At 32.1% G+C, this 25,915-nt stretch carries 19 protein-coding genes, 7 tRNA genes and 1 other annotated feature; all 26 genes read right to left on the bottom strand.

The window, feature by feature from the left end; translation table 11 throughout:
- Positions 1-746: 746 nt before the first annotated feature.
- Positions 747-2,126: a UDP-N-acetylmuramoyl-L-alanine--D-glutamate ligase gene (gene murD, locus B3040_RS05690; RefSeq protein ID WP_291571063.1), complete on the bottom strand. Its 1,380-nt coding sequence runs from the start codon at positions 2,124-2,126 to the stop codon at positions 747-749.
- Between the two features lie 802 nt (positions 2,127-2,928).
- On the bottom strand, positions 2,929-4,320 hold the full coding sequence (locus B3040_RS05685; protein ID WP_291571061.1) for a glycine--tRNA ligase: 1,392 nt from the start codon (positions 4,318-4,320) through the stop codon (positions 2,929-2,931).
- Between the two features lie 145 nt (positions 4,321-4,465).
- Positions 4,466-4,630, bottom strand: a binding site (T-box leader).
- A 522-nt stretch (positions 4,631-5,152) separates the two neighbouring features.
- Positions 5,153-5,227: transfer RNA gene (locus B3040_RS05680), tRNA-Asn, on the bottom strand.
- 260 nt (positions 5,228-5,487) lie between these two features.
- Positions 5,488-6,051, bottom strand: coding sequence for a putative glycolipid-binding domain-containing protein (locus tag B3040_RS05675; RefSeq protein WP_291571059.1), 564 nt, complete (start codon positions 6,049-6,051; stop codon positions 5,488-5,490).
- 75 nt (positions 6,052-6,126) lie between these two features.
- Entirely contained in the window at positions 6,127-7,686 is a 1,560-nt protein-coding gene (lysS, locus tag B3040_RS05670) for a lysine--tRNA ligase (RefSeq protein WP_414632523.1), read from the bottom strand.
- Between the two features lie 11 nt (positions 7,687-7,697).
- A complete protein-coding gene (greA, locus tag B3040_RS05665) occupies positions 7,698-8,180 on the bottom strand; it encodes a transcription elongation factor GreA (protein ID WP_291571056.1) in 483 nt (160 codons plus the stop codon).
- 324 nt (positions 8,181-8,504) lie between these two features.
- The gene (dusB, locus tag B3040_RS05660; protein WP_291571054.1) at positions 8,505-9,476 is read right to left on the bottom strand and encodes a tRNA dihydrouridine synthase DusB; all 972 of its coding nucleotides are present in this window, start codon (positions 9,474-9,476) and stop codon (positions 8,505-8,507) included.
- A gap of 178 nt (positions 9,477-9,654) precedes the next feature.
- On the bottom strand, positions 9,655-10,434 hold the full coding sequence (locus B3040_RS05655) for a type III pantothenate kinase (protein ID WP_291571052.1): 780 nt from the start codon (positions 10,432-10,434) through the stop codon (positions 9,655-9,657).
- Positions 10,435-10,818: 384 nt separating this feature from the next.
- Positions 10,819-11,025 carry a hypothetical protein gene (locus B3040_RS05650; protein WP_017414748.1) on the bottom strand — a complete coding sequence of 69 codons (207 nt, stop codon included), beginning with the start codon at positions 11,023-11,025 and terminating at the stop codon, positions 10,819-10,821.
- 7 nt (positions 11,026-11,032) lie between these two features.
- The gene (locus B3040_RS05645; RefSeq protein WP_017414749.1) at positions 11,033-11,212 is read right to left on the bottom strand and encodes a hypothetical protein; all 180 of its coding nucleotides are present in this window, start codon (positions 11,210-11,212) and stop codon (positions 11,033-11,035) included.
- A gap of 114 nt (positions 11,213-11,326) precedes the next feature.
- Positions 11,327-12,469 carry a sodium ion-translocating decarboxylase subunit beta gene (locus B3040_RS05640; RefSeq protein WP_291571050.1) on the bottom strand — a complete coding sequence of 381 codons (1,143 nt, stop codon included), beginning with the start codon at positions 12,467-12,469 and terminating at the stop codon, positions 11,327-11,329.
- A gap of 197 nt (positions 12,470-12,666) precedes the next feature.
- Positions 12,667-13,086: a biotin/lipoyl-containing protein gene (locus B3040_RS05635; RefSeq protein WP_291571048.1), complete on the bottom strand. Its 420-nt coding sequence runs from the start codon at positions 13,084-13,086 to the stop codon at positions 12,667-12,669.
- Positions 13,087-13,099: 13 nt separating this feature from the next.
- Positions 13,100-13,471: an OadG family protein gene (locus B3040_RS05630; RefSeq protein WP_291571045.1), complete on the bottom strand. Its 372-nt coding sequence runs from the start codon at positions 13,469-13,471 to the stop codon at positions 13,100-13,102.
- A gap of 12 nt (positions 13,472-13,483) precedes the next feature.
- Positions 13,484-14,971, bottom strand: a complete 1,488-nt coding sequence (locus B3040_RS05625) for an acyl-CoA carboxylase subunit beta (RefSeq protein WP_291571044.1) — start codon at positions 14,969-14,971, stop codon at positions 13,484-13,486.
- Positions 14,972-15,618: 647 nt separating this feature from the next.
- Positions 15,619-17,289, bottom strand: coding sequence for a formate--tetrahydrofolate ligase (locus B3040_RS05620; protein ID WP_291571042.1), 1,671 nt, complete (start codon positions 17,287-17,289; stop codon positions 15,619-15,621).
- 18 nt (positions 17,290-17,307) lie between these two features.
- On the bottom strand, positions 17,308-17,697 hold the full coding sequence (locus tag B3040_RS05615) for a thioesterase family protein (RefSeq protein ID WP_291571040.1): 390 nt from the start codon (positions 17,695-17,697) through the stop codon (positions 17,308-17,310).
- A 305-nt stretch (positions 17,698-18,002) separates the two neighbouring features.
- On the bottom strand, positions 18,003-20,015 hold the full coding sequence (gene ftsH / locus B3040_RS05610; RefSeq protein WP_291571038.1) for an ATP-dependent zinc metalloprotease FtsH: 2,013 nt from the start codon (positions 20,013-20,015) through the stop codon (positions 18,003-18,005).
- Positions 20,016-20,120: 105 nt separating this feature from the next.
- Positions 20,121-20,660 (bottom strand): hypoxanthine phosphoribosyltransferase, encoded by a 540-nt coding sequence (gene hpt, locus B3040_RS05605; RefSeq protein WP_291571036.1) that lies wholly within the window; start codon positions 20,658-20,660, stop codon positions 20,121-20,123.
- Positions 20,653-22,128, bottom strand: coding sequence for a tRNA lysidine(34) synthetase TilS (tilS, locus tag B3040_RS05600; protein ID WP_291571035.1), 1,476 nt, complete (start codon positions 22,126-22,128; stop codon positions 20,653-20,655). Before tilS ends, hpt begins: the two co-directional genes overlap by 8 nt.
- Positions 22,129-22,409: 281 nt before the next feature.
- Positions 22,410-24,818, bottom strand: a complete 2,409-nt coding sequence (gene spoIIE / locus B3040_RS05595; RefSeq protein WP_291571033.1) for a stage II sporulation protein E — start codon at positions 24,816-24,818, stop codon at positions 22,410-22,412.
- A gap of 463 nt (positions 24,819-25,281) precedes the next feature.
- A tRNA-Met gene (locus B3040_RS05590) sits at positions 25,282-25,358 on the bottom strand.
- A gap of 5 nt (positions 25,359-25,363) precedes the next feature.
- Positions 25,364-25,439 (bottom strand) — tRNA-Met (locus tag B3040_RS05585).
- 5 nt (positions 25,440-25,444) lie between these two features.
- Positions 25,445-25,533: transfer RNA gene (locus B3040_RS05580), tRNA-Leu, on the bottom strand.
- A gap of 23 nt (positions 25,534-25,556) precedes the next feature.
- Positions 25,557-25,632 (bottom strand) — tRNA-Met (locus tag B3040_RS05575).
- Positions 25,633-25,638: 6 nt separating this feature from the next.
- A tRNA-Leu gene (locus B3040_RS05570) sits at positions 25,639-25,727 on the bottom strand.
- A gap of 87 nt (positions 25,728-25,814) precedes the next feature.
- Positions 25,815-25,891 (bottom strand) — tRNA-Met (locus tag B3040_RS05565).
- Positions 25,892-25,915: the final 24 nt, after the last annotated feature.

The following is a 25,915-nucleotide window of genomic DNA, read 5'->3' as shown; positions in this document are numbered from 1 at the left end:
AATTTTCAAAGACCAATTTTGTGCTACACTGTAGCATTGTCACCATCTGGCGACTTTTATATTTTATCATCTCTAACCCATCTTGTCAACACTTTTTTTAGAAAAACTTTTAAGTAATTTTCTATGTATTAAGTAGTTGTTTTAGATTTCTTACCATCGCTCTTTTTGTTAACTTTGCGGTTAACTCAGCGACAAGATGTATTATATAACATTATATATATACATACCCATCATTGATATCTATTATTCAACCATAAGTAAATATCTCTAAAAAAATCACTTTCTTTCTTCCTTTTTCTCATAATGATACTCTAGGTAACGTTTCCCTTATTTTCTTTCATTTTTCAAATTACTTGCCTTCTATTCAAGGATTTATTATACTTATGAGGTTTTTCTATCATTCAAGGAAACAACTTGTCTAAGTGAAAATGAAAATTAATTTTATCTGTTCTCACCTTATTTTCTTAAACCTCTTATACACAAACAGAATAGGTTTCGCCATAGAAGTCCATAAATAATAAAAAGCAAGTTATACATATTGTAACTTGCTTTTTATTTTATATTTTATTACATTACCTTAACTTTTATCTTATTAATCCTAATTGAAAATACTTTAACATTTTTTATTTTATGCTTTTCTAGTATTTATTGATTACTTTCTTATTATTACACCTGTAGCTAGATAATAGGAAGTACTAATATATAAACAATTAAATTAGTTATCTCCTTTTAAAAATCTATAAGAGCTATTTTAAGGAATTTACAAGCTCCTTAAATTTATTTCCTCTAACCTCAAAGTTAGGAAACATATCGAAACTTGCACACGCTGGTGCTAGCGCTACAATATCCCCTTCTTTGGATACTTCTCTCGCTTTATTAACGGCTTCTTCTAGCGAATCAACTATATATATGGGAACTTCTATCCCCTTTTCTCTCTTTAACAAATCAAAAGCAGCCTTTATTTTATTTCTAGTAGCTCCTAATAATATTAGAGTCTTTATTTTTTCATGTCCTTCAAATGCTAAGAGCTCAAATGGCAAATTTTTATCATATCCACCTGCCAATAATATAACTGGTTTTTCAAAAGACAACAAACTAGCTACTGTTCTAGTAGGACTTGATGCAATGGAATTATTATAGTATTCTACTCCATCTAACTCTCTTACAAACTCATTTCTATGCTCTACTCCTGTAAAGGTCATAGCTACCTTTTTCATAGTTTCTATTGAAACCTCATCGCAAGTACAAGCAAATGCCGCTAGAAGGTTCTCTATATTATACATTCCTTGTAACCTAACTTCATTTTTACTACATACCTTTACTCCTTTTGCATATAAATTGTTATCTTTAAAGTATGCTCCTTGATTTATAGTTTCTTTTATGCTAAAGGTATATAAACTACCTTTGCTTTCCCCAATCATAGATGCGGTAATATTGTTATCTTTGTTTAAAACCAATAAACTTTCTTTATTTTGATATTTGAATATATTTTTCTTTGCTTCTACATATTCTTCCATACCTTTATGCATATCTAAGTGGTTTGGGGATAAATTTGTTATTAATGCTACATCTGGTGAATCAGTCATTGTCATCAATTGAAAACTTGATAATTCTAAAACAACTCTATCACTAGTTTTTATCTCTTCAATTTTTGTAAATAATGGCGTTCCAATATTCCCGCCTACCCAAGTATCAAAACCTTCTTCTTTTAAAAGTTTATAAATTAAGGAGGTAGTAGTAGTCTTACCATCACTACCTGTTATTCCATAAACCTTTGCAGGACAATATCTCACAAACTCTTCCATTTCTGACGTAATATAAGTTCCTTCTTCCTTAGCAGCCACTAAAGCTTCACTATCTATTCTCATTGATGGTGTTTTAAATATTACATCAAATCCTTTTAATCCACTTAAGTAACTTGCTCCTAACTGAAAACATACACCCTTTGGAGAAAACTTATTTACTACTTCTTCTAATTCATTTGAATTTTTTTTATCAAAGGCTGTAACCTTAGCCTCTAATTTCACAAGAAATTCTATTAAAGGTATATTACTTACCCCTATACCTACTACAGCTACATTTTTATTTTTTATAAACTCTTTAAACTCATTAAAATTCTTTCTCATCTTAAGCCTCCAGCTATAATTAATATATAAATTGTATTAATTTGATTTTATAGTAATATAAAATCACTTTTTTCCTAAAATCTTGTGATAAAATCATCTCATTCCACTTCTTAAGAATAAGAGTTAATTTTCATGAAAATTTTAATATCTATCAGGAACCCTATCTGAAAAAAATCGGAAAATTTCCATTATAAAGTATCCTTAAAATTGGGCATTGCTTTAAATATTATCTTTCATAAAATAATGCTTTAAATCCATTAATAATTATATCACTTTTAGCCTTTTAATAAAACACAGATTCAGAATATCCATTGTATACATTTACATTTTTTCTATTCAAAAATTTTATTCTTATCTGAATTGTAAGAATAAAATAAATATAAAAACTTAATTTCGACATATTGATTTACAAATTTCGATATGTTATACTAACTCATGTGCCGTAAGGAAATATGTTAAAACGATTCCCCAAAGTTTTAACATAACACATAACATATCCCCATGATTAAACCCTATTTTACCGGATGAAAATCCGGTTATTTTTTTATCGAAAATTTGTTCAAGCCATATATTTGCAAGCTTTAGCCTTATAAAAACAGGTATATTTATATTGAAATTTATTCTTTAGCAATTTTAAAAGTCCATGGATTTAATCCATGGACTTTTTTCAAATTAGTCATATATAGCTCTTTAAACAAATTCTTTTCTTTTAATAAAATCCTTAAAATATACTTTATTATCCAAAGTTAAATACCTTACATGTAAAAAACTTCATATTTTTCTATATATATTTTAGATTTAATTAAAATTCAATTCTTTCTTCGATATATTTAGTAAGCTCTTCAACAGAAAGTCTGATTTGCTCCATTGTATCCCTATCTCTAACAGTTACAGTATTATCTTCCAAAGTATCAAAGTCAACGGTTATACAGAACGGGGTTCCTATTTCATCTTCTCTTCTGTATCTCTTTCCAATACTTCCTGCCTCATCATAATCTACATTGAATTTTTTAGAAAGCATAGAATAAACCTCAAGAGCCTTATCGCTTAATTTCTTGCTCAACGGTAGTACTGCAGCTTTAAACGGTGCAAGTGCAGGGTGTAAGTGCATTACTGTTCTTACATCTCCGCCTTCAAGCTCTTCTTCCTCATAAGCATTGCATAAGAATGCTAATGCAACTCTATCAGCCCCAAGAGAAGGTTCTATGCAATAAGGTACGTATTTTTCGTTTGTAACTGGATCTAAGTAACTTAAATCCTCCCCTGAATGTTCCATGTGTTTCTTCAAGTCATAATCTGTTCTGTCAGCTATACCCCAAAGCTCGCCCCATCCAAATGGGAATAAGAACTCTATATCACAAGTAGCATTACTATAGAAAGATAATTCTTCTGCCTTATGGTCTCTAAATCTTAAGTTAACCTCTTTCATTCCTAAGTTAAACAAGAAGTGTTTACAGTAATCCTTCCAGTAACCAAACCATTCTAAATCTGTTCCTGGTTTGCAGAAGAATTCAAGTTCCATTTGCTCAAACTCTCTTGTTCTAAATATAAAGTTTCCTGGTGTAATTTCATTTCTAAAAGATTTACCTATTTGTGCTATTCCAAAAGGAACCTTTTTTCTCGATGTTCTCTGAGCATTTTTAAAGTTTACAAATATACCTTGTGCTGTTTCAGGTCTTAAGAAAATTTCATTTTTGCTATCTTCAGTTATTCCTTGGAAAGTTTTGAACATAAGATTGAACTTTCTTATATCTGTAAAATTTCTCTTTCCGCATTTTGGACATACAATTTCGTGTTTATCTATATATTCTTTATATTCCTCATTAGTCCAACCATCCGCAACAGCAACTTCTGCTCCTTGAGCTGTCATATGGTCTTCTACAAGTTTGTCAGCTCTAAATCTTGCTTTACATTCCTTACAGTCCATTAAAGGATCTGAAAATCCACCCACGTGTCCTGATGCTACCCAAACTTCAGGATTCATAAGTATTGCACAATCAAGGCCCACATTATATGGACTTTCTTGAACAAACTTTTTCCACCAAGCCTTTTTAACATTATTCTTAAACTCCACACCTAGCGGACCATAATCCCAAGAGTTAGCAAGACCTCCATAAATCTCTGATCCTGAGAATATAAACCCTCTATTTTTACATAGTGCAACTAATTTATCCATTGTTAATTCTGCAGCCATATACAATACCTCCATTAAATTATTTTTATTTTATAATTAACCATAAATTGAGCTTAGATTAAAAACTCATATTGGTCATTAATCCATTAAAAAAACAACACGTTATTTAGGTTTTAATATAAAAAAATAAAAAAGCTATTGCCAAGTAAGGGACGAAAATTCTTCCGCGGTTCCACCCTTATTGGCAATAGCCCATCTTTCAAAACTCTCACTCAAAAGCTCCCTTCACAATAATCCTCTAATGATTTTCACCAACCATCATCTCTCTATAAAAAAATTTATTGTTACTCTTCTTTATCATCGCGATTAATATATTAATTGTATTTATTTCTCTAATTTATAATATTATATCATTTACACTAACTATGTGTAACCATTAATATTATTATATATATTTTTTCTCTGTACCTATATAAGATTATAATCTATATTCTACCAAAACTTATTTTATTGTCAAGATTAGGTATTAAAGTTTTATACTTTTCTATTGATTATATTACTTAAATCATTCCCATTGTTGTAAAATTTTATGCTTATATGTATTAATATATAAGCACTAAGCATTATTAGATTTTGCTAATACCCTATTTTATATTTAATCACCAACCTTAACGATAACTTTCATATCTTTCCTCAAGAGTAACTTAGATATTTGTAACTTAACTAATTCATATATATCTTTTAAAGAAACTACTAATTACAAGTAATAATTTAATCTTAAATCATCTTCTCTATAATTACTCTTAATTAAGCTATGGATTTCATTAAAACAAAAAGATTGGCACAGTGCCAATCCTAAAATTTTAATTATATTTTTCAAAAAATAAAAAAATGGCTCCGCGAAGAGGATTCGAACCTCCAACCTATCGGTTAACAGCCGAGTGCTCCACCGTTGAGCTATCGCGGAATATTATGCCTTACAAGATATATTATATCAACTTTTTCAAAAAATACAACACCTTTTTAAATTTTTTATAAGAATTTTTATATTTGTTATTTATACTTACTATATAGAGTAACCATTTCGCCACTTTTTTTATTTTCATGAGAAATGGTTTCCCTAAAAGATATAGATAACCTCTTCACATCTCTAACCCATAGCTTAAAACAGATCAAAATTATATATAATTTAGAGACAAAGTGAAACTAAAAATATATCTGCATATACTAAAATATTCTTTTATAAAGTTCAGGATACTCTATAACGATCCCACTATCATCAACATAAATTTCAGACGCAAAGCCATTTGATAGATTTTCGTATAAATACTTATGCACATTATTTTTCTCACTTAAATAGGTATAGCATTGAGTTACAGGCTTAATCATAAAACTTATTGCATCTATATAAATTACATTTATTTTATGTAACTCACCTTTTTCTAAGTTTAACCTACGAATTGGTATAGTATTTGTAAATGGAGTTACTGATATATCAATATCAACACATCCCTCTAAGTTTTCAGCTACTGTAGTATCAATGCTCCAATTGCCGTTTCCATCTGATATTAATTTTATTTCCTTACAGTTCATTTCTATACTCTTAATAGTAACTTCTCTCACCGTCCACTTCCTATCGCAAGCGATGCTGTACCAGATACGATAAGGTAGCTCTTTAGATACTCCAAGTACAACTGATTCCACAATAAAGTTGTCATCCTCTTCAATAATTAGTAAAGATTCTTGACCTATATTATCTAAAGACTCCCATATAACGTTTTTTCTAATCATAAACCTCCTCTAACTCCTTTACAATATTTAAATTGAAATAAAAAAATCTATAGCCTAAGCTATAGATCCTCTTATTTATTGTATTGGTTTCATTGTTGGGAACAGAATTACATCTCTTATTGAGTAAGAATCTGTTAAGAACATTACTATTCTATCTATTCCTATTCCAAGACCTCCAGTTGGTGGCATACCAACTTCAAGCGCATTCATGAATTCCTCATCTATCATATACGCTTCATCGTCTCCAAGTTCCCTCTCTCTTAATTGCTGCATGAATCTATCTCTTTGAACTATTGGATCATTAAGTTCTGAGTAAGCATTACATATTTCTCTTCCATAAATAAAGCCTTCAAATCTTTCAGTAAACTCATCATTTCCACGTTTTTTCTTTGTAAGTGGTGAAATTTCTACTGGGTAATCGCAAAGGAAAGTTGGTTGAATTAAATGCTCTTCTGCATACTCCTCAAATAGCGCATTTAGTACATCTGCCTTTGTGCAATCTTTTAATTCCTTTTTGAACTCTAAGTGTTTTTCCTTAGCAATGACTCTAGCTTCCTCATCAGTTTTCACTTGTGCGAAGTCTACTCCTGAATATTCCTTAACTGCATCTACCATAGTAATTCTTCTCCATGGTGGAGTAAGGTCTATCTCTGTTCCTTGGTATGTAACTTTAGTTGTACCATGAACCTTCATACATACATGAGCTATTAAATCTTCTGTAATCTTCATCATGTCATTATAATCAGCATAAGCTTCATAAAGTTCTATCATTGTAAATTCTGGGTTATGTCTTATATCAATTCCTTCATTTCTGAAGTTTTTACCCATATCATAAACTTTTTCAAATCCTCCAACTATACATCTTTTTAGATATAATTCTGTGGCAATTCTTAAGTACATATCTATATCTAATGCATTATGGTGAGTTGTAAATGGTCTTGCCGCAGCTCCACCAGCTATAGGTGAAAGTATAGGAGTTTCAACTTCTAAATATCCTCTGCTGTCAAGGAATTCTCTGATACCACTGATTATTTTTACTCTCTTCATGAAAGTATCCCTAACCTCTTGGTTCATAACTAAATCTACTTCTCTTTGTCTATATTTTAAATCAGGATTTTTAAGTCCATGCCATTTTTCTGGTAGTGGTTTTAAAGATTTAGATATTAGCTGTACATTAGTAGCTTTAACAGATACTTCACCAGTCTTAGTTCTAAAAACTTTTCCTGTTACAGCTAAGAAATCTCCAATGTCAAACGTCTTAGCATCTTTAAACTGTTCTTCTCCTACTTGATCTAATCTTATATAAACTTGAATTTTTCCATATCTATCATGAACATCACAGAATCCTGCTTTACCTTGAATTCTTTTAGACATAAGTCTTCCTGCTATAGTTACAATTTTTTCTTCTGTCTCTGCTGAAGCTTCTGAAGCTTCGAATTCTTCTTTAGCTTGCTGAGATGTATGAGTTCTTTCAACCTTATACACATCGAAAGGATCTTTTCCTTCAGCTTGTAACTCTGCAAGCTTTTGTCTTCTTATCCTTACTTGTTCATTGTATTCAGCTTCTCCGTTTTCTATTTGTTCATTATCCACTTCCAACTCTGGTACATTTACATTATTTTCTCCTGTAGACATTTAAATTCCTCCTATGCTCTTTTTATTTCCAACACTTCATACTTGTTTATTCCATCTGGAACAATAACTTCAACTATGTCTCCTACTTTTTTACCAATAAGTGCTTTACCCACTGGTGATTCATTAGATATTTTATTTTCCATCGGATCCGCTTCTGCTGAACCAACAATATGATATTCTTCTATTTCATCAAATTCATAATCTTTAACTCTAGCAACTGCTCCAATGCTAACAACATCTTTTTCAATTTCACTTTCATCTACTACAGATGCATTTCTTAGCATATTTTCAAGTTGAATTATTCTTCCTTCTACAAAGGCCTGCTCATTTTTAGCTTCATCATATTCAGAGTTTTCACTTAAATCTCCATAACCTAAAGCTACCTTAATTTTTTCAGTTATTTCTTTCCTCTTAACTGTTTTTAAATATTCTAATTCATCCTCAAGTTTCTTTATTCCCTCATAAGTCATTATATATTTTTTTGAATCGCTCATTTTTTCTCTCCCCTTCAATTATATAATAAAGCTATGCTTTCTATTTAAATATTCATTATTAAAAACAATAATTTAAAGTTGTAATTATTCATAAAGCTAATTTTTAATTAATGTAAATTAGCAGGCACCGTGATGATTTACTAATAAAAAGATATACTATAAAGTTGTTCACCAGTTGCCTAAAGTACTTAATCACTTTAACTTTATCGTCATTTACCGCAGGTAGCAAACCATTTATTTATGGCTATTTTTCAATGCTTTAAGTTATTATAAAACACACTTACCGCATTGTCAATAATAGGTAAGCTAAACCATTTATCTGCTTTAAACCTCCATTAAGGAACTCTTATAGTCTTCTAACACATTTAATACATCTTGGTATTTAGTCAAAGAATTAATTTTATCCTTTATATCTGTGCAATATCTTAATCCCTTAATATACCATGCTATATGTTTTCTCATTTCTCTAACTGCTTTAATTTCCTCGAAGTATTTCATTGATAAATCAAGATGCAATATACACATATTCACCTTATCTACAGGTGATGGTTCTAGAATTTCTTCTCCTTTTAAACCCTGTTGTATTTGTTTAAATAACCAAGGATTACCCATAGCGCCTCTCGCAACCATTATTCCATCACAATGAGTATATTCCTTCAATCGCATGGCAGCTTCCACAGAAAACACATCTCCATTGCCTATAACAGGAATGTTCACACCTTCCTTAACTCGCCTTATTATATCCCAATCTGCTTTCCCTTCATACATTTGCTCTCTAGTCCTACCATGTACAGCAATTGCATCTGCCCCGGCTTCTTCGAGAACTTTACCAAATTCTACTGCATTAATATTATTCTCATCAAAACCCTTTCTAAACTTAACAGTTACAGGTTTCTTTGAAACTTTCTTCATTTCCCTTACTATACTTGCCGCAAGCTCAGGATCTCTCATTAAGGCTGATCCCTCTCCATTCTTCACTATCTTTGGCACAGGGCACCCCATATTAACATCCACAATACATACCTCTTCCATGGTATTAAAAACCTCACAGGCATGAGCCATAATCTTAGGATCACTTCCAAAGATTTGAAGAGCTACTGGTTTTTCTTCTTCTGATATTCTCATAAGACTTTCTGTGTTCTTACTATTATAAAATAATCCTTTAGCACTAACCATCTCTGTGTAAACTAGTCCACAACCCATTTCCTTGCAAATTCCTCTAAAGGCTATGTCAGTTACACCAGCCATAGGAGCTAAAGATACCTGATTTTCAAAATAGAGATTACCTATTTTCATCTTCTCACCTATTCTTTAGTGTTTTTAGTGATTCTATAAGTTTCCTCAGTGTTACATCTAGCTCATTGAGGATGTTTTAAGGGAACCAAGGTAAGTTCATGTACAAGTGCAACCTCAACCTTAGGTCCCTATACTTACATAGTATTACTATTATATTAAAGTTATTATTAGAAGTTTATTATTCCTTATTCTTCTGATAAATTATTCTTAATCCATCTAAAGTTAAAAATGGTTCTACCTTATCAATTGTAGTAGAATCTTGAGCTATTAATTTAGCAAGTCCACCAGTGGCTATAACTACCGGTTCATCATCACCCTTAGCTTGTATCTCTTTTTTCATTTTGTTAACTATATAATCTACTTGACCAATATATCCATAGATTATACCCGCTTGCATACTTGCAACTGTATTTTTACATATAACAGTTTCTGGTTTAACTAGTTCCACTCTTGGAAGCTTTGCAGCTCTTTCAAATAATGCTTCTGAGGAGATTTTTATTCCTGGACAAATAGTTCCTCCTAAATAATCCCCATTGCTTGCTATAGCACAAAATGTTGTAGCTGTTCCGAAATCAATTATTATTATAGCTTTCTTATAAGTTTCATAAGCTGCTACAGCATTAACAATTCTATCTGCTCCTACTTCTTTAGGATTATCATACTTAATATTAATCCCAGTCTTTACTCCAGGACCAACAATTATAGGGGTAGTGTTGAAATATTTTCTCACCATGTGCTCAAGAGAGTACATTATATTTGGTACAACAGAAGAAATTATCACTCCTTCTATATTTTCCATATCTACTCCACTCTGATAAAATAGTTGTGTCACTTGTATTGCATATTCGTCAGCAGTTCTTTTATAATCCGTAGACAATCTCCATTCAACTAACAGCTTCTTTTCTTTATAAATACCCAATACAATATTTGAATTTCCTACATCTAGTACTAATATCATTTTAATTCACCTCTATATAATTAAAAGCAGCTTAATAGCTGCTTTTGAAAACTAAATCCTCATTTAAAATAACAATTTAATTGTAACAAGTTAATCCTATTTGTCAAGTTATATATACTATTCACTTTACCCTTTAATACCGAATTAAACTTTCTTTAATGTAGTTTTCTCTCTCATATAGTATTTTACTATAAACCTTGGAGTTATGTCATTTTCCACCATATCATCTTTTTCCTAAGTAAAATTGATTTGGACTTCAGTTATAGCTCCATATATGAGTATATGCTAATTATTTTTGAGATAATTAGTAATTTAATACACCCTAGAGTTACCTAAAATCTTGCTTCTCTATGAGGATTTAAAATTATGTATATATTAAAGTGTCTATTCTATTAACCACTTGTTTTCCGAATTTATTATGCCTATAATATCCCTTTGGTCTTTAAATATATTGAAAACCTCTTCTTTTATTGTTCCTTCTCTTTCATTGTTCATAAGCATCATATACATGTTTCTTAGTTTATTTTCACCATTAGTAATTCTGTTACTTCTTAAAACCTTCTCTTTGTGGCTACGATTTTCTTTATACATCTTACAACTACCTCCTTAAGAGTTTTTGCAAAGTCCATATGTGATTATTGTGCCTTTCAATGAGTTCCTTTATAGTATCATATTTAGGTGTGTTTTCTACTGTTTTTAGATACTGTTCATACTGATTGATTAATAAGTTCTCCTTTTCTATAAGATTATTAATTACAGAAGTTTTATTTGGTATCATTGTATCTCCTCCTTTTCTCATATACTATCCATAAAAAAAAGAGTCTATACTTACTTAACTGTAGTATAAACTCTTTTAAAAAATTATTCATATTTAAGCAAATGTCTTTATTTATTATCTTGCACCAAAAAGTGATAATAGTACTCCAGCTGCAATTGCACTTCCAATAACACCCGCTACATTAGGTCCCATAGCGTTCATTAATAAAAAGTTTGTAGGATCCGCTTTCTGACCTTCTACCTGGGAAACCCTTGCAGCCATAGGTACTGCCGAAACTCCAGCAGAGCCTATGAGTGGATTAATCTTACCTTTGGTAATCTTACACATAATCTTACCAATAACAAGCCCTCCAAAAGTAGCAAAAGCAAAGGCAAGAACTCCTAATCCTATTATTTTGATTGTATCCAATCTTACAAAAATCTCAGCCTTAGCTGTTGCCCCTACTGAAAGTCCTAAGAATATAGTTATTATATTAATTAATGCATTTTGAGCAGTATCAGTTAATCGCCCCACTACTCCTGATTCTCTAAATAAATTACCAAGCATTAGCATACCTATAAGAGAAATTAAAGAGGGAATAAATAAAATAACTAAGATAGCAACTAAAATAGGAAAAACAATTTTCTCTATTTTTTTAACTTGTCTCAACTGTCCCATTTTTATTTTTCTTTCCTCTGGAGTTGTCATTAATCTCATAATAGGCGGTTGAATAACTGGCACTAATGCCATATATGAATAAGCCGCCACAGCAATTGGTCCAAGCAAATGTGGCGCTAGCTTATTTGTTACAAATATAGCTGTAGGCCCATCTGCTCCACCTATAATACCAATAGCTGAAGCTTCTTGTGGAGTAAATCCTAGAAGAATAGCTAAGGTATAAGCAAAGAATATTCCAAATTGTGCTCCTGCTCCCATAAGTACACTAGAAGGGTTTGCTAATAATGGACCAAAATCAGTCATAGCACCTACCCCTAAAAATATAAGCGGTGGGAAGATCTCCCACTTTACCCCTCTTGAGAGATAATACAATAAACCTCCTGGTTCACCTTTTAATGGCTCTGCCATAATATCTACCACTGGTAAATTAGTAAGTAGCATACCAAAGGCTATAGGAAGTAATAATAGTGGTTCAAATTGCTTTCTTATTGCTAAGTAAACCAATATTAACGAAATTCCTATCATAAGCAATTCATTTCCCTGTATATTAGCAAAGCCTGATTCACTTATTAAGTCCTTTAAAACTTCAAAAACATTCATTTAAATGCCTCCTACTCTTCAACAAAACCTTTGGGGCCTAATGATACATTAAAGCCCCAAATTGTTGAATAATATTAACTTTCTCAGTTACCTTAGTATCTTTTAAAAATGCATAACTAAGTTTTCATCTTTAAATCAAGTTATTATTTAAATTTTATTTCTTATATATTTTAATCCTTAGCATTAAGAACTTAAAATTAAGCTATTACTACTAATAAGTCTCCTGAGTTAACTGCTACACCTTTAGCAACATTCACCTGTGCTATTGTTCCATCAACTGGTGACATGATTTCATTTTCCATTTTCATAGCTTCTAGAACTACTAAAACATCACCTTTTTTTACAGTAGCCCCTTCTGTAACATTAACTTTTACTATAGTACCTGGCATTGGGCATTCAATCTTTTCCCCGGTTGCATTATTTGGTTTAGCTACAGGTTTCGGTGCTTCTGTTGGTGCTGGTGCAACTGGTTGTGGTGCTGCTACAGGTTGTTGTGGTGCAACTGCCGCCGGTGCTGGTGTTGCTACTGGAGCTACTGGTTGAGTAAACTCCCCCTTTACTTCCTCCACTTCTACTTGATATGTATTTCCATTAACAGTAACATTATATATTTTCATAATTCAATCCTCCCTAATTATTTAACTTCTCATCAATAGAAGTCTTTTGCCAGTTAGAGTTTAAAGTATCTACTCTCTTTATGCTCTTAATATTTAGCCCTGATATAGGTGTACCTAGTTCAGCAGATAAGGCTGCCATTATTGCTGCCACTATCTCATAGTCTTTATTTATATCTATAATCTGTAATACTTCTTCTATACTTCCTTGTTTTACTTCATTTAAATCAACACGTTCTTCTACTTGAGAACCTTTTTTTCCTCCAAGTAGAAAACTTTGAGATTTAATTACAAACCATAGTATTATAAGAATTCCAAATACTATAGCCATAGCAACAAAGGAAACATTTAGTGAAGAAGCAAGCTTGCTTGCTATTGATTCATTCATATCAATACCTCCCTAAACTAATGTGCTTCCGTGTTTTTTAGGGTAGCTTAACTCTCTCTTACTCTGTAACATATCTAGTATTGCAAATATTCTTTGCTTCGTTTCACTTGGATTAATTATATCATCAATTAGTCCTAGCTCTGCCGCTTTGTATGGACTAACCATTTCTTCCATATATCTTTCTACTACTTCCTTTTCCTTAACTTTTGGGTCTGAAGACGACATTATTTCTGCTCTATGCATAAACTTAATAAGCTCTTTCGGATTTGTTAAAGAAACCCTTGCACTTGGCCAAGCAAGCGTAACATCAAAAGCAGCCTCCTTGCTAGCTAAAGCTACATAACCTGCTCCGTTAGCTTCTCCAATTATAAGAGAAACTTTAGGTACTGTTGCATCTATTAAACTATAAAGAAGTCTTCCAGCATTTCTTCCAAGACCTTTCTTTTCTTCTTCAAGACTTATAGCAAAACCATTAGTATCAACTAATGATAGAATAGGAATGTTAAAGCTATCGCATAATCTAACAAAGCTAGAAACCTTCATAATTCCTTCATTAGTTATCTTTGATTTAACAAAGCTATTCCATATTGCTCCTACAGTTAGCCCATTGATTTTTATTAATCCAGTTTTAAAACCTTCTACATATTCTCTGTTAACTTCTAAAACACTTCCATTATCTGCAATGTTAGCAATAATACTATCCATAGAGTAGTTCTCATCTGCCACCATACTCTCAAGTTCTTCCCTTAATTGGTTTAAGTTATAATCTTCTTCTGTAGTCCATGGTGTTTCTAAATTATTAGCTGGTAAATACTTTATTATATTTTTTGCAAGTTTAAATGCATGAATTTCACTTTCCGCTAAAAAATTTGCATTTCCATTTTTACTTGCATAATTTCCATCACTAAACATAGATTCATCTACATATTTTTCTTCTACTTTACTTATTTTTTCACTAGAGTTTATCCCTAATTCCCCTATTTCGTTAACCGCTATAGTAAAATCAGCCATTGTAGCCCCCATTGCTGCCATACCATAACACGGTCCACATATCACAGAAATTTGTGGAATAACACCACTAAGTTTACCTATCTTTCTTAGTATCATTCCATAAGAAGATAAAAGCTCTATTCCTTCACTTAACTTAGCTCCAACAGAATCAACTATTTGAACTACTGGCGCTCCCATCTTTCCAGCATTATCTAGTAAATTGCATATCTTTTTAGCCATAGCTTTATTAAAAGCTCCACCTTCAACTGTGTAATCAAAGCTATAAACATATACTAATCTTCCGCCTATAGTTCCATGTCCAGTAATTACTCCAGCAGCATTACCTGCTATTAATGCACCTAATTCTATAAAAGTGCCTTCATCTACCAATGTGGCAATTCTTTCTCTTGCAGTCATTTTATTTAAATTGTGTTGCATTTGGATTTTATCAGTTCCACCACCTTGGTGTGCTTTATCCTTAATTGAATGGAACACTTCAAGTTTGTTCATATCCTTGCCTCCTGACTTTTATTACTTTTCCCCGTATAATATTAACATAAAAATTGGTATTTGTACATAAAGTTTGCAAGTTTTGCTGCATTTTTCTGGGAATTTATTTTCTAATTTCTTATTGTCTTCATAAAGGAAATTTCATTGATTACTTATTTCCATGTTTAACTTATAGCTACCCAACTTTTATATTTTCATTTCCTTTCGGACTCAAAATCATACTACTCCTGACTTATTTTATTTCCCTATTCTTAATTTTTGCATATCCCTATAATTTATACCTAAAACTAAATCATAGAAAGAAAGTTCTTTTATAAACTTAGCAAAATCATACTTTCTCCTAATCTTATATATATCTAGCTTTCTATACCTAATATAAACCTTTATAACCTATTTCTTAAAACTAAGGCTTATTATGAAAATTTTAGTTTTCCACAAAATAAAAAGGACCTATAAAGAGTATTTCAACTACTTTATAGACCTTTTAAAAAATACATAATTTTATAATTATAAGAAAAGGCTTTTATAACCCTAAATTTGTTACATAAAATAATTTACTTTCTATATAGAAAATTAAAATTTAAGAATATACCTGCATTTCCTATAACTATCCCCTCATTGCACTTGCTACGGAGAAAACACAGTTTTTAGAATAAGCCATGAATAGTTCCATCTTCCTCGATATCTATCTTTGAAGCAGATGGAATCTTTGGAAGCCCTGGCATAGTCATTATAGCTCCAGTTAATACCACTATAAAACCTGCCCCATTAGATAATTTAACTTCTTTTACAGATATATTAAATCCACTAGGTCTTCCTAGTAAACTAGGATTATCTGAAAGAGAATTTTGAGTTTTAGCAACGCAAATTGGCACTCTATGAAGTCCTAATTTTTCTATTTCACTAATTTGTTTTTTTGCTGCTGGTGTGAAATCCACTCCATCTGCACCATAGATTTCCTTCGCTATAATTTCAACTTTTTCTTTAATATCTAAATTCTCATCATATAGTACTTTAAAGTTGTTTTCCTTGCTATCTATAGATTTAAGAACTTTTTCTGCAAGATCCTGCCCACCTAGCGCTCCCTTTTCCCAAACTTCTGTAAGTGATACAGAAACGCCTAATCCTCTACAGAACTCTTCAATATACTTAACCTCTTCATCACTGTCAGAAATAAATTTGTTTATAGCTACAACTACAGGAACTCCATACTTTTTAACATTTTCGATTTGTTTTTCTAGATTTACTATTCCCTTAGTTAAAGCTTCTACACTAGGTATGCTTAAGCTATCTTTTTTAACTCCGCCATGATGTTTAATAGCTCTAATAGTAGCAACTATCACTGCACAGCTTGGCTTTAATCCTCCAAACCTACATTTTATATCAAAGAATTTTTCTGCACCTAAATCTGCTCCAAACCCTGCTTCTGTAACTACATAATCCCCAAGTTTTAGTGCCATCTTAGTAGCAAGTATACTATTACAGCCATGAGCAATATTAGCAAATGGTCCTCCATGTATTATAGCTGGAGTATTATCTAAAGTTTGCACAAGATTTGGCTTAATTGCATCCTTCATCAAGGTCGCCATAGCTCCTTGTACGTTTAAATCCTTACAATATACAGGATTTCCTTCTAAATTATAAGCTACTAATATACGTCCAAATCTCTCTTTTAAATCCATTAAATCCTTTGAAAGACATAATATAGCCATAACTTCTGAAGCTACTGTAATTGTAAAACCGTCTTCTCTTAAGAAACCATTCGGTGTTCCACCTAGACCTACTACAATATTTCTTAAAGCCCTATCATTCATATCTAATACTCTTTTAAAGATAATTCTTCTAGAGTCTATTTTAAGTTCATTACCCTGATGTATATGATTATCAATAGCTGCTGAAAGAAGATTATTTGCTGCCGTTATAGCATGCATATCTCCTGTAAAATGAAGATTTATATCTTCCATAGGAACTACCTGAGCATATCCACCTCCAGCTGCTCCCCCTTTTACACCAAACACAGGTCCAAGAGAAGGCTCTCTTAACGCAATTACTGCATTCTTTCCAATACTACATAAAGCTTGTCCAAGTCCTATAGTTACAGTGGACTTTCCTTCTCCTGCTGGTGTAGGATTTATCGCTGTAACTAAAATAAGTTTTCCATCCTGTTTGTTTTCATTTCTCTTTAGTACATCTAATGAGATTTTTCCTTTGTACTTACCATAAAGCTCAATATCATCATCCGTAAGTCCAATCCCCTTTGCCATTTCCAATATTGGTAACATTTTAGCCTTTTGTGCTATCTCGATATCACTAAACATCTGTATTCCTCCTAAACCCTAAAAAATTTTATAGCTACTCATGAATTTTTTAATATTAACCATGTATCTAATGTGAGTACCCTCACCAATTAGCCCTTTTTCATCCCATGTTCTAATGGAAAATGTTATACTTTTTCCTTGAACTCTTTCAACTACTGCTTCACATCTTACCCTACTTCCCGCCGGTGTAGCTCTAATATGTTTTACATTTATCTCTACTCCTACAGTAGTATCACCATAAGTTAGGTGTAAATCCACCGCACTTTTAGCTGCATTTTCCATAAGTGCAATCATTGCTGGTGTTGCATAAACATCTACACTTCCTGATCCAATGCTACTCGCAGTTTCAGCTTTATCAACCACCTTTTCTATAACAGCACTTATTCCTTCTCTTAATCTATTCTCCATTCCCTCAAGCTCCTAACCCCATATTATGAACCTTCTGAATATTAATGTCATAATACCTTAGCTGACTATTTTATTATAGCACAACTTATAAATCTGAGTACATACTTGAGGAAGTAGGTTTCCCGACATTTTTCGCAAGTAATTCCACCATCCTCCCTTAACGAACGTTTTTCTCATATATTTGATTTTTGTTCGTGTATGCTCCATCTTCAAATTTTCACACTATATAAACTATTCACTGAGAAAATAAACTCCTATGCAAGTTGCATAGGAGTTTATTTTTTCTTATTGTTTTCAATATCTATTTATTGATTGCTTTCACTATTTTCTTTATCTGTTTCTAAAGAGTTTTCTCCTAGACCATAATCTAAGGACCCACCTTCTACAGCTTTCATATTATCTCTAATCAAGGTTTCATTAGTTGTAATGCTTACCGTTGGACTCTCCAGATCTTCTCTTGCCTTTTCTGTGCTATCTTTAATAATCTTATCAATAGCAATTTCATCTAAAGATTTTCCTTCCATGATAGCATTAAACTCTTCAGCAGTAAGTTTTTCTTTTTCTAATAAAGCTTTTGCTACATCATGTAACTTATCAATATTTTCATTAAGAATTTTTTCTGCTCTTTGGTAAGCCTCAGTAATTAGTCCTCTAATTTCTCTATCAATAGTTGAGGCAACTTCATCTGAGAAGTCTCTAGCTCTTCCAATATCTCTTCCTAAGAATACTTCACTGTCATCCTTACCAAAGGATATTGGTCCTAGCACATCACTCATACCATATTCCATAACCATCTTCTTAGCTATGGATGTAGTTCTATCGATATCATTTTTAGCTCCAGTACTAATTTCTTTTAATATTATAGCTTCAGCTACTCTACCACCTAAAAGACCAACCATTTCATCCTTTAATTTAGATCTAGATGTGTAAGAAGTATCTTCATCTGGTAAATGTAGGGTGTAACCTCCAGCCATTCCTCTAGGAATTATGCTTATTTCATGAACAGCATAGGAGTTTGGAAGGTACTTAGAAACTACTGCGTGACCAGCTTCATGATAGGCAGTTAATCTCTTATCCTTATCACTTATAACTCTCGATTTTTTCTCTGGTCCTGCAATTACTCTTGTAATAGCTTCTTCAAGTTCTACCATATCAATAACTTTTTTACGGTTTCTAACTGTTAAAAGTGCTGATTCATTCAATAAGTTTTCAAGGTCTGCTCCTGTAAAACCTGGAGTTCTCTTAGCTAATATATCAAGCTTAACTTCTGAGCTTAAAGGTTTATTTTTTGAGTGAACCTTTAATATTTCTTCTCTACCTTTAACATCAGGTGCACCTACTACAATTTGCCTATCAAATCTTCCAGCTCTTAAAAGTGCTGGGTCAAGAATATCAGGTCTATTTGTTGCCGCTACCATGATAATTCCTTCATTTACTCCAAAACCATCCATTTCAACTAAAAGTTGGTTTAAAGTTTGCTCTCTTTCATCATGTCCACCGCCAAGACCTGCACCTCTTTGTCTTCCTACAGCATCAATTTCATCTATAAATATGATACATGGTGCATTCTTTTTTGCTTGTTCAAACAGGTCTCTAACTCTTGAAGCTCCAACTCCTACAAACATTTCAACAAAATCTGAACCTGAAATACTAAAGAATGGTACTCCAGCTTCACCTGCTACAGCTTTTGCAAGTAAGGTTTTTCCTGTTCCTGGAGGTCCAACTAAAAGTATTCCCTTAGGGATTCTTGCTCCAACCTCTATATATTTTTTTGGAGTCTTTAAAAAATCAACTACTTCTTCAAGCTCAGCCTTTTCTTCATCAGCACCAGCCACATCATTGAAGGTTACCTTTTTCTTATCTGGTGTAGCCATTTTTGCTCTGCTTTTACCAAAATTCATAACGCCACGGCCACCGCCACCGCCGCCGCTGGACTGATTCATAAACATGGCCCAAAATACCACCACTACCAGAATTAAAAGTAGACTTGGTAGGAAGTTTAGCCATACCGGTACCGAAGTTGGTGGTGTATATTGCTCAATTTTTAAATTCTCATTTGGATACTGCTTTACAATATCTAAATATCTTTCTTTAATTATATTTACACTAAATTGTGTTCCATCATCTAGTTTACCAACTAAGGTTCTCTCAGTATCTGACAGCTTTACTTCAGTTACTTTCTTATCCTTCATATAAGTTTCAAATTCTTTTACATCAATCGATTTGACATTTCCAGCTCCATCAAATAGGGTAAGGGCAGAAAAAATTACCAATATCAAAACTAGTAACCATACTGTTGCGCTAGAAAATTTTTTCATTTAAGGTCCCCCTCTCTTTCTAGTAATTATTTACTTAAAAATTCTAACATAGGAAATTTTGGTTTACAACAACATATTAAATATAAACAGATTATTTTATGTAGTTTACTTTTTATAAACTTTTTCATCTAAAATTCCTACATATGGTAAATTTCTATAATGCTCTGCATAATCAAGTCCATAACCAACAAGGAAATAATCTGGCACATCAAAGCCTAAATATTTTACACTCAACTCTTCTTTTCTTCTTTCAGGTTTATTAAGTAAGCAAGCTATCTCTAAAGTCTTAGGGTTTCTTGCAGATAAGTATTTCATTAAATACTTTAAAGTAATTCCTGAGTCTATAATGTCTTCAACTATTAACACATCTTTTCCCTTTATCTCAAAATCCAAGTCCTTTATAATTTTAACAATTCCTGAAGATTCGGTTGCATCCCCATAACTAGAAACTGCCATAAAATCCATCTTGCAAGGAATTGAAATTTCCTTCATTAAGTCGGACATAAAAAATACAGATCCTTTTAGAATTCCTAAAACAATTAAATCTCTCCCCTTATAATCTTCACTAATTTTAGCTCCTAGATCCTGAACTTTTCCTCTTATGGTTTCTTCATTCAGAAGAATTTCCTTGATTTGGTTATTCATAAACTTCCTGCCTTTCTATTTTAGGTATATTAGTATCCCAACACATATCAATATATTTTACTTCTAATATATTATTAGTATGTTTATCAATCTTAAATTTATCACTAACTTTGTGTCCAATTATCCAACTAATTTCATTACTAAAACATAATAGAGGTATAAAATCCCTTTTTTCTCTTGGAATTTTTAGATCTATAAATATATCTTTAATTTTCTTACTTCCATTCATACCCAGAGGCGAAAATCTATCGCCTTCTTTTCTGAACCTTAAGGTAATTGGTTCTTTTATCTTATCAAAATCAAAATATTTTACTGTTTCATTTCTTTTACCTTTTAAATAATCCTCTTTTTTTATTACTGTTAAAATAATCTTCTTACCTATCTCCCTTACTTCATTTTCTCCTAGGTGTAAGGTGCTATAAAATTCTTTACTCATCACTAAACTGTCATATGTAGCCTCAGTAACTTTCGAGTTATGATCTTCTCCAAGGATATTTTCTTTATATAAATGTATATCCTTATATACATTAGAAGATAATATTCCTCCTGGAAGTCTAGTAAACTTTCCCGTTGCAGTTTTTTGTATGCCTATAATAGCTTCTATATGCTTACTTTCTAAATTATATAAATCTCCTTTAACCTTTAAAACAGCTTTTCTTAGTACTCTATTAAGAATTGCTGGATGCAATGTAAAGGCATCTTTATATATTATAACCTTTTCTTCCCTTACATCACAGTATTTTTCAAAAAGTTTAGAAGATTTTTCTTCTAAATACTCATTATCTATGCTTAGTAAGGAAGCCATTCTACCTAGAGTATTAATAATATCATCATTAAAGTTACTTTCTATGTAAGGAAGCATCTCCAACCTTATTTTGTTTCTTGTATATATATTTTCAAAATTTGTCTTATCTATTCTTACTGGAAGATTATTTTCACTACAGTAAACTTCTATATCTCTTCTGCTAGTTTGTATTAGCGGTCTTATAAATATATTATCTCTAACAGGTTTTATTCCCACTAATCCTTCTACTCCACTACCTCTCATAATTCTCATTAATACAGTTTCAGCTTGGTCATTTAAATTATGAGCTAGAGCTATCTTGTTACCACTTAACTTTTCTAACAGTTCATGAAAAAATTCATATCTCACTTCTCGTCCTGCCATCTCATGGGATATATTTTTTTCTTTAGAAACCTTATCTATATCTATAGACTTTGAAAAGAATTCAATATTATATCTTTCACAAAACTCTCTGCTTGCCCTCTCATCATTATCAGAATCTTTTCCTCTCAGCATATGATTAATATGAGCTGCATAAAGAGTCAAGTTATATTCTTCCTTTAACACATGAAGTGCATATAATAGACTCATTGAGTCTGGTCCTCCAGATAAAGCTACAATAACCCTATCTCCTTTGCTAAGCATGTTATACTTCTCTATAGTATTTAAAACTTTATTAAGCATTAAAACACTTCCTAATTTTATTTTTTTACACATGATACCATAAACTAGATAAAAATTAAACATCATAATATAAAATTAAACTTTATATTATATATTTTGAATGAAATTAATACCTTACTTTTCTATGTAGCCCCTCACTTCTTTAATCTCTACAAAACCTTTCACAATATGTCCATTAATATATATAAATTAAAACACTAACAAAAAAACAAAATCACTATCTAAACCTTACAGTTTTCGATAGTGATTTTAATGTTACACTCTTAATGTGCTTTTTATCTTTAGGATGCAGCACTATAAATCTTTGAAACCACTACTGTCATATCATCTTTAACTTTATTGCCACTTAATTTTTTAGCTTCTTCCACAATTCCTTCTGCTAAATCTCTAGGAGTTAACCCTTCATTTCTGCAAATATAGTCTAAAATCCAATCTACTTTACCACAACTCTCATCGTCATAATCAAGAACACCATCACTAAGCATAATTACCACATCTCCATGCTTTAGCTTTTTCTTATGAACTTCAATATCTGCCTTGTCCAAAATCCCAATTGGTAAAGTTTTGGATTTTATAATATCTACAGTGTCATCACTTTTTACTATACTAGCCACTGCTCCAACCTTCATAAAGTCAATTTCTCCTGTGTATAAATCAATACTACTTAAATCTACAGTTGAAAACTTCTCCTCTTCTGAGAATTTTAAAGTCATTATTGAGTTCACTGTGTTTATAGCTGTAGTCTTGCTAAACCCGGCTCCAGTAAACTTTTCAATTAATTCTACTGCTGCTTCACTTTCACGGCCCGCTTGTGGTCCTGATCCCATACCATCACTTAAAACCATCATATAACTTCCATCTTTAGCTCTTCCAAAGCTAAAGCTATCTCCATAGGTAGTTTGTCCATCTTTACATTGCCTTGCAGCATAAGTTTTAACCTGAAATTTAGTAGCTTCTTCAAAAGTTGCTGTGCAGAGCTTAGTTGTTGGATCAATTCTGCACCCATCTTCTTTAAACATCATTGCTTTGCCTAAACTATCATTTATAAGAGGCAGCATAGTCTTAACACAAGTACCTAATCCATCACAACTTTTTGTGGTGAGTTGTATTGTAAGTCGCCCCTTTTTATCATTAATACAAAACACATCATTATACTCTATGCCATGTTTGTCTAGCATTCTCATTATATTTTTTTCTGATTCTTTGTCCTCTTTTAAATCACTAGCAAACTCATCTACTATTTCCTCTACAGACTTAGCCATGTTGTTAAATTGATTAGCTAGTAATTCCCTTCCTTCTGCAAGCCTACTTCTCCACATTTCACTAATTATATACTTGTTAACTATATCCTCTGCATTTCTAATTAAAGCAGCCTTCTTAATACATTTTCGTTCAAGCTCCTGTGGAAATTCCCCACCCTTTCCTTGGACTACCTCTAAAAGTTCACCAAAAGCAGAATAGGTATGATGCATTTCTCTGTTCCAACAGATACAATTAGTATTGCAATTTCCACAAACTCTATTAGCAAGATTTTCGATTAGTGCACTACTTTTGCTCTTCATATCTAATTTATCATTATCAGCTAGATCTGTTAGTATATTAGACATATTAAGAAGCACCTCAGAGAACTGATCCAGTCTATCAACAAAAATACCTCTTATTTTCTCTACATAATTTTGATCAATGGCCTCTCCCTTTTTATCACTGTCAACTTCATTGATTACAGCTTGGTAAATTCTTTGAGGTATTGCCAGGAAACCAATTGCAGTAATAACAGCCTCTATAATCATAAACTGTGAACTACCTTCAAGATTATAATTTACGGTGTATATTTTCATTATAGAGAATACTACTAAAGATGATAGAAGAGTAAGAAGTTTTCCACCTTCCTTAAATAATCCTCCAACTAATCCACAGATTCCTAACATGCTTGCATAAACAAATATAGTGTTGTTTGACATTCCAACTATTACTCCCATAGCAATACCTGAAGCTGCCCCTACAGTAGATCCACAAATATAACTTATACCTAAAACTATAAATAAGCTAAAAATATTTAATAAGGATATTCCAAAGATATTCACATTCCACATACCCGCTACCATTAGCGATACTAATATACTCATAGATATTAACTCTTCATTAGAAAATAAATGTTTTGTGTTAATCTCCTTAAAACAAGATATACTATAATCTATGATAAAATATACTGGAACTATACAAAGAAGCTCAATAAAGGTTATTCCTAAAGCCATCAGAGTGCTATATTCCCTTATAAGAATATTATACCCCAGTATTAGTGTAATTGTCACAAAGCCTAGAAGTATTCTTTCTGTAGACTTCTTTAAAAAGTTATTTGTAATTATAGCTACTAAGGTTATTGTCGGTACCAAGGTTACATACATTAAGGTATTATCCAAAGTACCTTTTAAGGTTATGTATCCTAAAATAGCCCCTAAAGAAGTAACAAGAGATATTTTGTTATCCTCCATTAAAAGTACTACTACTAAAAATGCCACACCAAAGGGCGCTGACTTATTAATAAGCATGGTTCTGCTAATTAAAATAGACATAACCAAAAACGCAATACTCTTTACTAAAACTTTGTTATGAGTCTCCTCCCTGTTGTTTTTAACTTCCTTTGATTTTTTAATTCTTTCATATGCTCTTAATTCTGCTCCATATTGCATAAAATAATCACCCACCCCTTTAAATTACAATTTCATTATAACAAAGGGTATTGGTAATAAATGTCATTTCATGTGAGAGATTATTAAAAACAGTATGACAATAATATGTAATTTTTTTACATTTAACCTAAAGCACTTTCATTACTCTTTATTTCCATTTTATTACATAAGCCTAATTTATCAAAGGTTTCCTTGAGATTAGTTATTCACACCTCTATGTAATTTATTAAAAAAATGTTGGTAACTTATGTGGGTAATTCTGTCGGTATATAAAACTTTAAAAACTTTCCTGATGGAAATTTATTTTATAAACTATATGAGTCCTGCATATAATATTAAATTGATGCAATTTCTTCATTTTTTAATGAACTTGATTTAATAGACTTTTTCATTGTTAGCAGATTGTGTTTTGTAATTTTAAAGTAAAATAAAAAACTCACAACCATTGTTGTGAGTTTTTACTTGGTAGCGGAAATAGGACTTGAACCTACGACACTTCGGGTATGAACCGAATGCTCTAGCCAGCTGAGCTATTCCGCCATATATGGTTGCGGGGGCAGGACTTGAACCTACGACCTTCGGGTTATGAGCCCGACGAGCTACCAGCTGCTCCACCCCGCGATATTTGGTGCTGAAGACCGGAATCGAACCGGTACGGTGTTTAACCACCGCAGGATTTTAAGTCCTGTGCGTCTGCCAGTTCCGCCACTCCAGCATATTAAAGACAATTTTAAATTATGGTTGCGGGGGCAGGACTTGAACCTACGACCTTCGGGTTATGAGCCCGACGAGCTACCAGCTGCTCCACCCCGCGATATTTTGGTGCTGAAGACCGGAATCGAACCGGTACGGTGTTTAACCACCGCAGGATTTTAAGTCCTGTGCGTCTGCCAGTTCCGCCACTCCAGCACTTTCTTTACAGTAACAATAGCCACTGTAGACTCCTACCTTGTAGGACAACATAAAACTTTCAACCAAATATATTGATTAAAAATATGGTAGCGGAAATAGGACTTGAACCTACGACACTTCGGGTATGAACCGAATGCTCTAGCCAGCTGAGCTATTCCGCCATGTGGTTGCGGGGGCAGGACTTG

Source organism: Clostridium sp. UBA4548, assembly GCF_002387895.1.
Lineage (GTDB): Bacteria > Bacillota > Clostridia > Clostridiales > Clostridiaceae > Clostridium_J.
The sequence above is the reverse complement of the archived record's forward strand: the minus strand, read 5'-3'. Positions and strand labels throughout refer to the sequence as shown.

What these genes read in the sequence shown, in the direction of transcription:
- murD (WP_291571063.1), bottom strand. Translation starts at nt 2,126, where the DNA reads ATGAGAAAGAATTTTAATGAGTTTAAAGAGTTTATAAAAAATAAAAAT.
- B3040_RS05685 (WP_291571061.1), bottom strand. Translation starts at nt 4,320, where the DNA reads ATGGCTGCAGAATTAACAATGGATAAATTAGTTGCACTATGTAAAAAT.
- B3040_RS05675 (WP_291571059.1), bottom strand. Translation starts at nt 6,051, where the DNA reads ATGATTAGAAAAAACGTTATATGGGAGTCTTTAGATAATATAGGTCAA.
- lysS (WP_414632523.1), bottom strand. Translation starts at nt 7,686, where the DNA reads ATGTCTACAGGAGAAAATAATGTAAATGTACCAGAGTTGGAAGTGGAT.
- greA (WP_291571056.1), bottom strand. Translation starts at nt 8,180, where the DNA reads ATGAGCGATTCAAAAAAATATATAATGACTTATGAGGGAATAAAGAAA.
- dusB (WP_291571054.1), bottom strand. Translation starts at nt 9,476, where the DNA reads ATGAAAATAGGTAATCTCTATTTTGAAAATCAGGTATCTTTAGCTCCT.
- B3040_RS05655 (WP_291571052.1), bottom strand. Translation starts at nt 10,434, where the DNA reads ATGATATTAGTACTAGATGTAGGAAATTCAAATATTGTATTGGGTATT.
- B3040_RS05650 (WP_017414748.1), bottom strand. Translation starts at nt 11,025, where the DNA reads ATGTATAAAGAAAATCGTAGCCACAAAGAGAAGGTTTTAAGAAGTAAC.
- B3040_RS05645 (WP_017414749.1), bottom strand. Translation starts at nt 11,212, where the DNA reads ATGATACCAAATAAAACTTCTGTAATTAATAATCTTATAGAAAAGGAG.
- B3040_RS05640 (WP_291571050.1), bottom strand. Translation starts at nt 12,469, where the DNA reads ATGAATGTTTTTGAAGTTTTAAAGGACTTAATAAGTGAATCAGGCTTT.
- B3040_RS05635 (WP_291571048.1), bottom strand. Translation starts at nt 13,086, where the DNA reads ATGAAAATATATAATGTTACTGTTAATGGAAATACATATCAAGTAGAA.
- B3040_RS05630 (WP_291571045.1), bottom strand. Translation starts at nt 13,471, where the DNA reads ATGAATGAATCAATAGCAAGCAAGCTTGCTTCTTCACTAAATGTTTCC.
- B3040_RS05625 (WP_291571044.1), bottom strand. Translation starts at nt 14,971, where the DNA reads ATGAACAAACTTGAAGTGTTCCATTCAATTAAGGATAAAGCACACCAA.
- B3040_RS05620 (WP_291571042.1), bottom strand. Translation starts at nt 17,289, where the DNA reads ATGTTTAGTGATATCGAGATAGCACAAAAGGCTAAAATGTTACCAATA.
- B3040_RS05615 (WP_291571040.1), bottom strand. Translation starts at nt 17,697, where the DNA reads ATGGAGAATAGATTAAGAGAAGGAATAAGTGCTGTTATAGAAAAGGTG.
- ftsH (WP_291571038.1), bottom strand. Translation starts at nt 20,015, where the DNA reads ATGAAAAAATTTTCTAGCGCAACAGTATGGTTACTAGTTTTGATATTG.
- hpt (WP_291571036.1), bottom strand. Translation starts at nt 20,660, where the DNA reads ATGAATAACCAAATCAAGGAAATTCTTCTGAATGAAGAAACCATAAGA.
- tilS (WP_291571035.1), bottom strand. Translation starts at nt 22,128, where the DNA reads ATGCTTAATAAAGTTTTAAATACTATAGAGAAGTATAACATGCTTAGC.
- spoIIE (WP_291571033.1), bottom strand. Translation starts at nt 24,818, where the DNA reads ATGCAATATGGAGCAGAATTAAGAGCATATGAAAGAATTAAAAAATCA.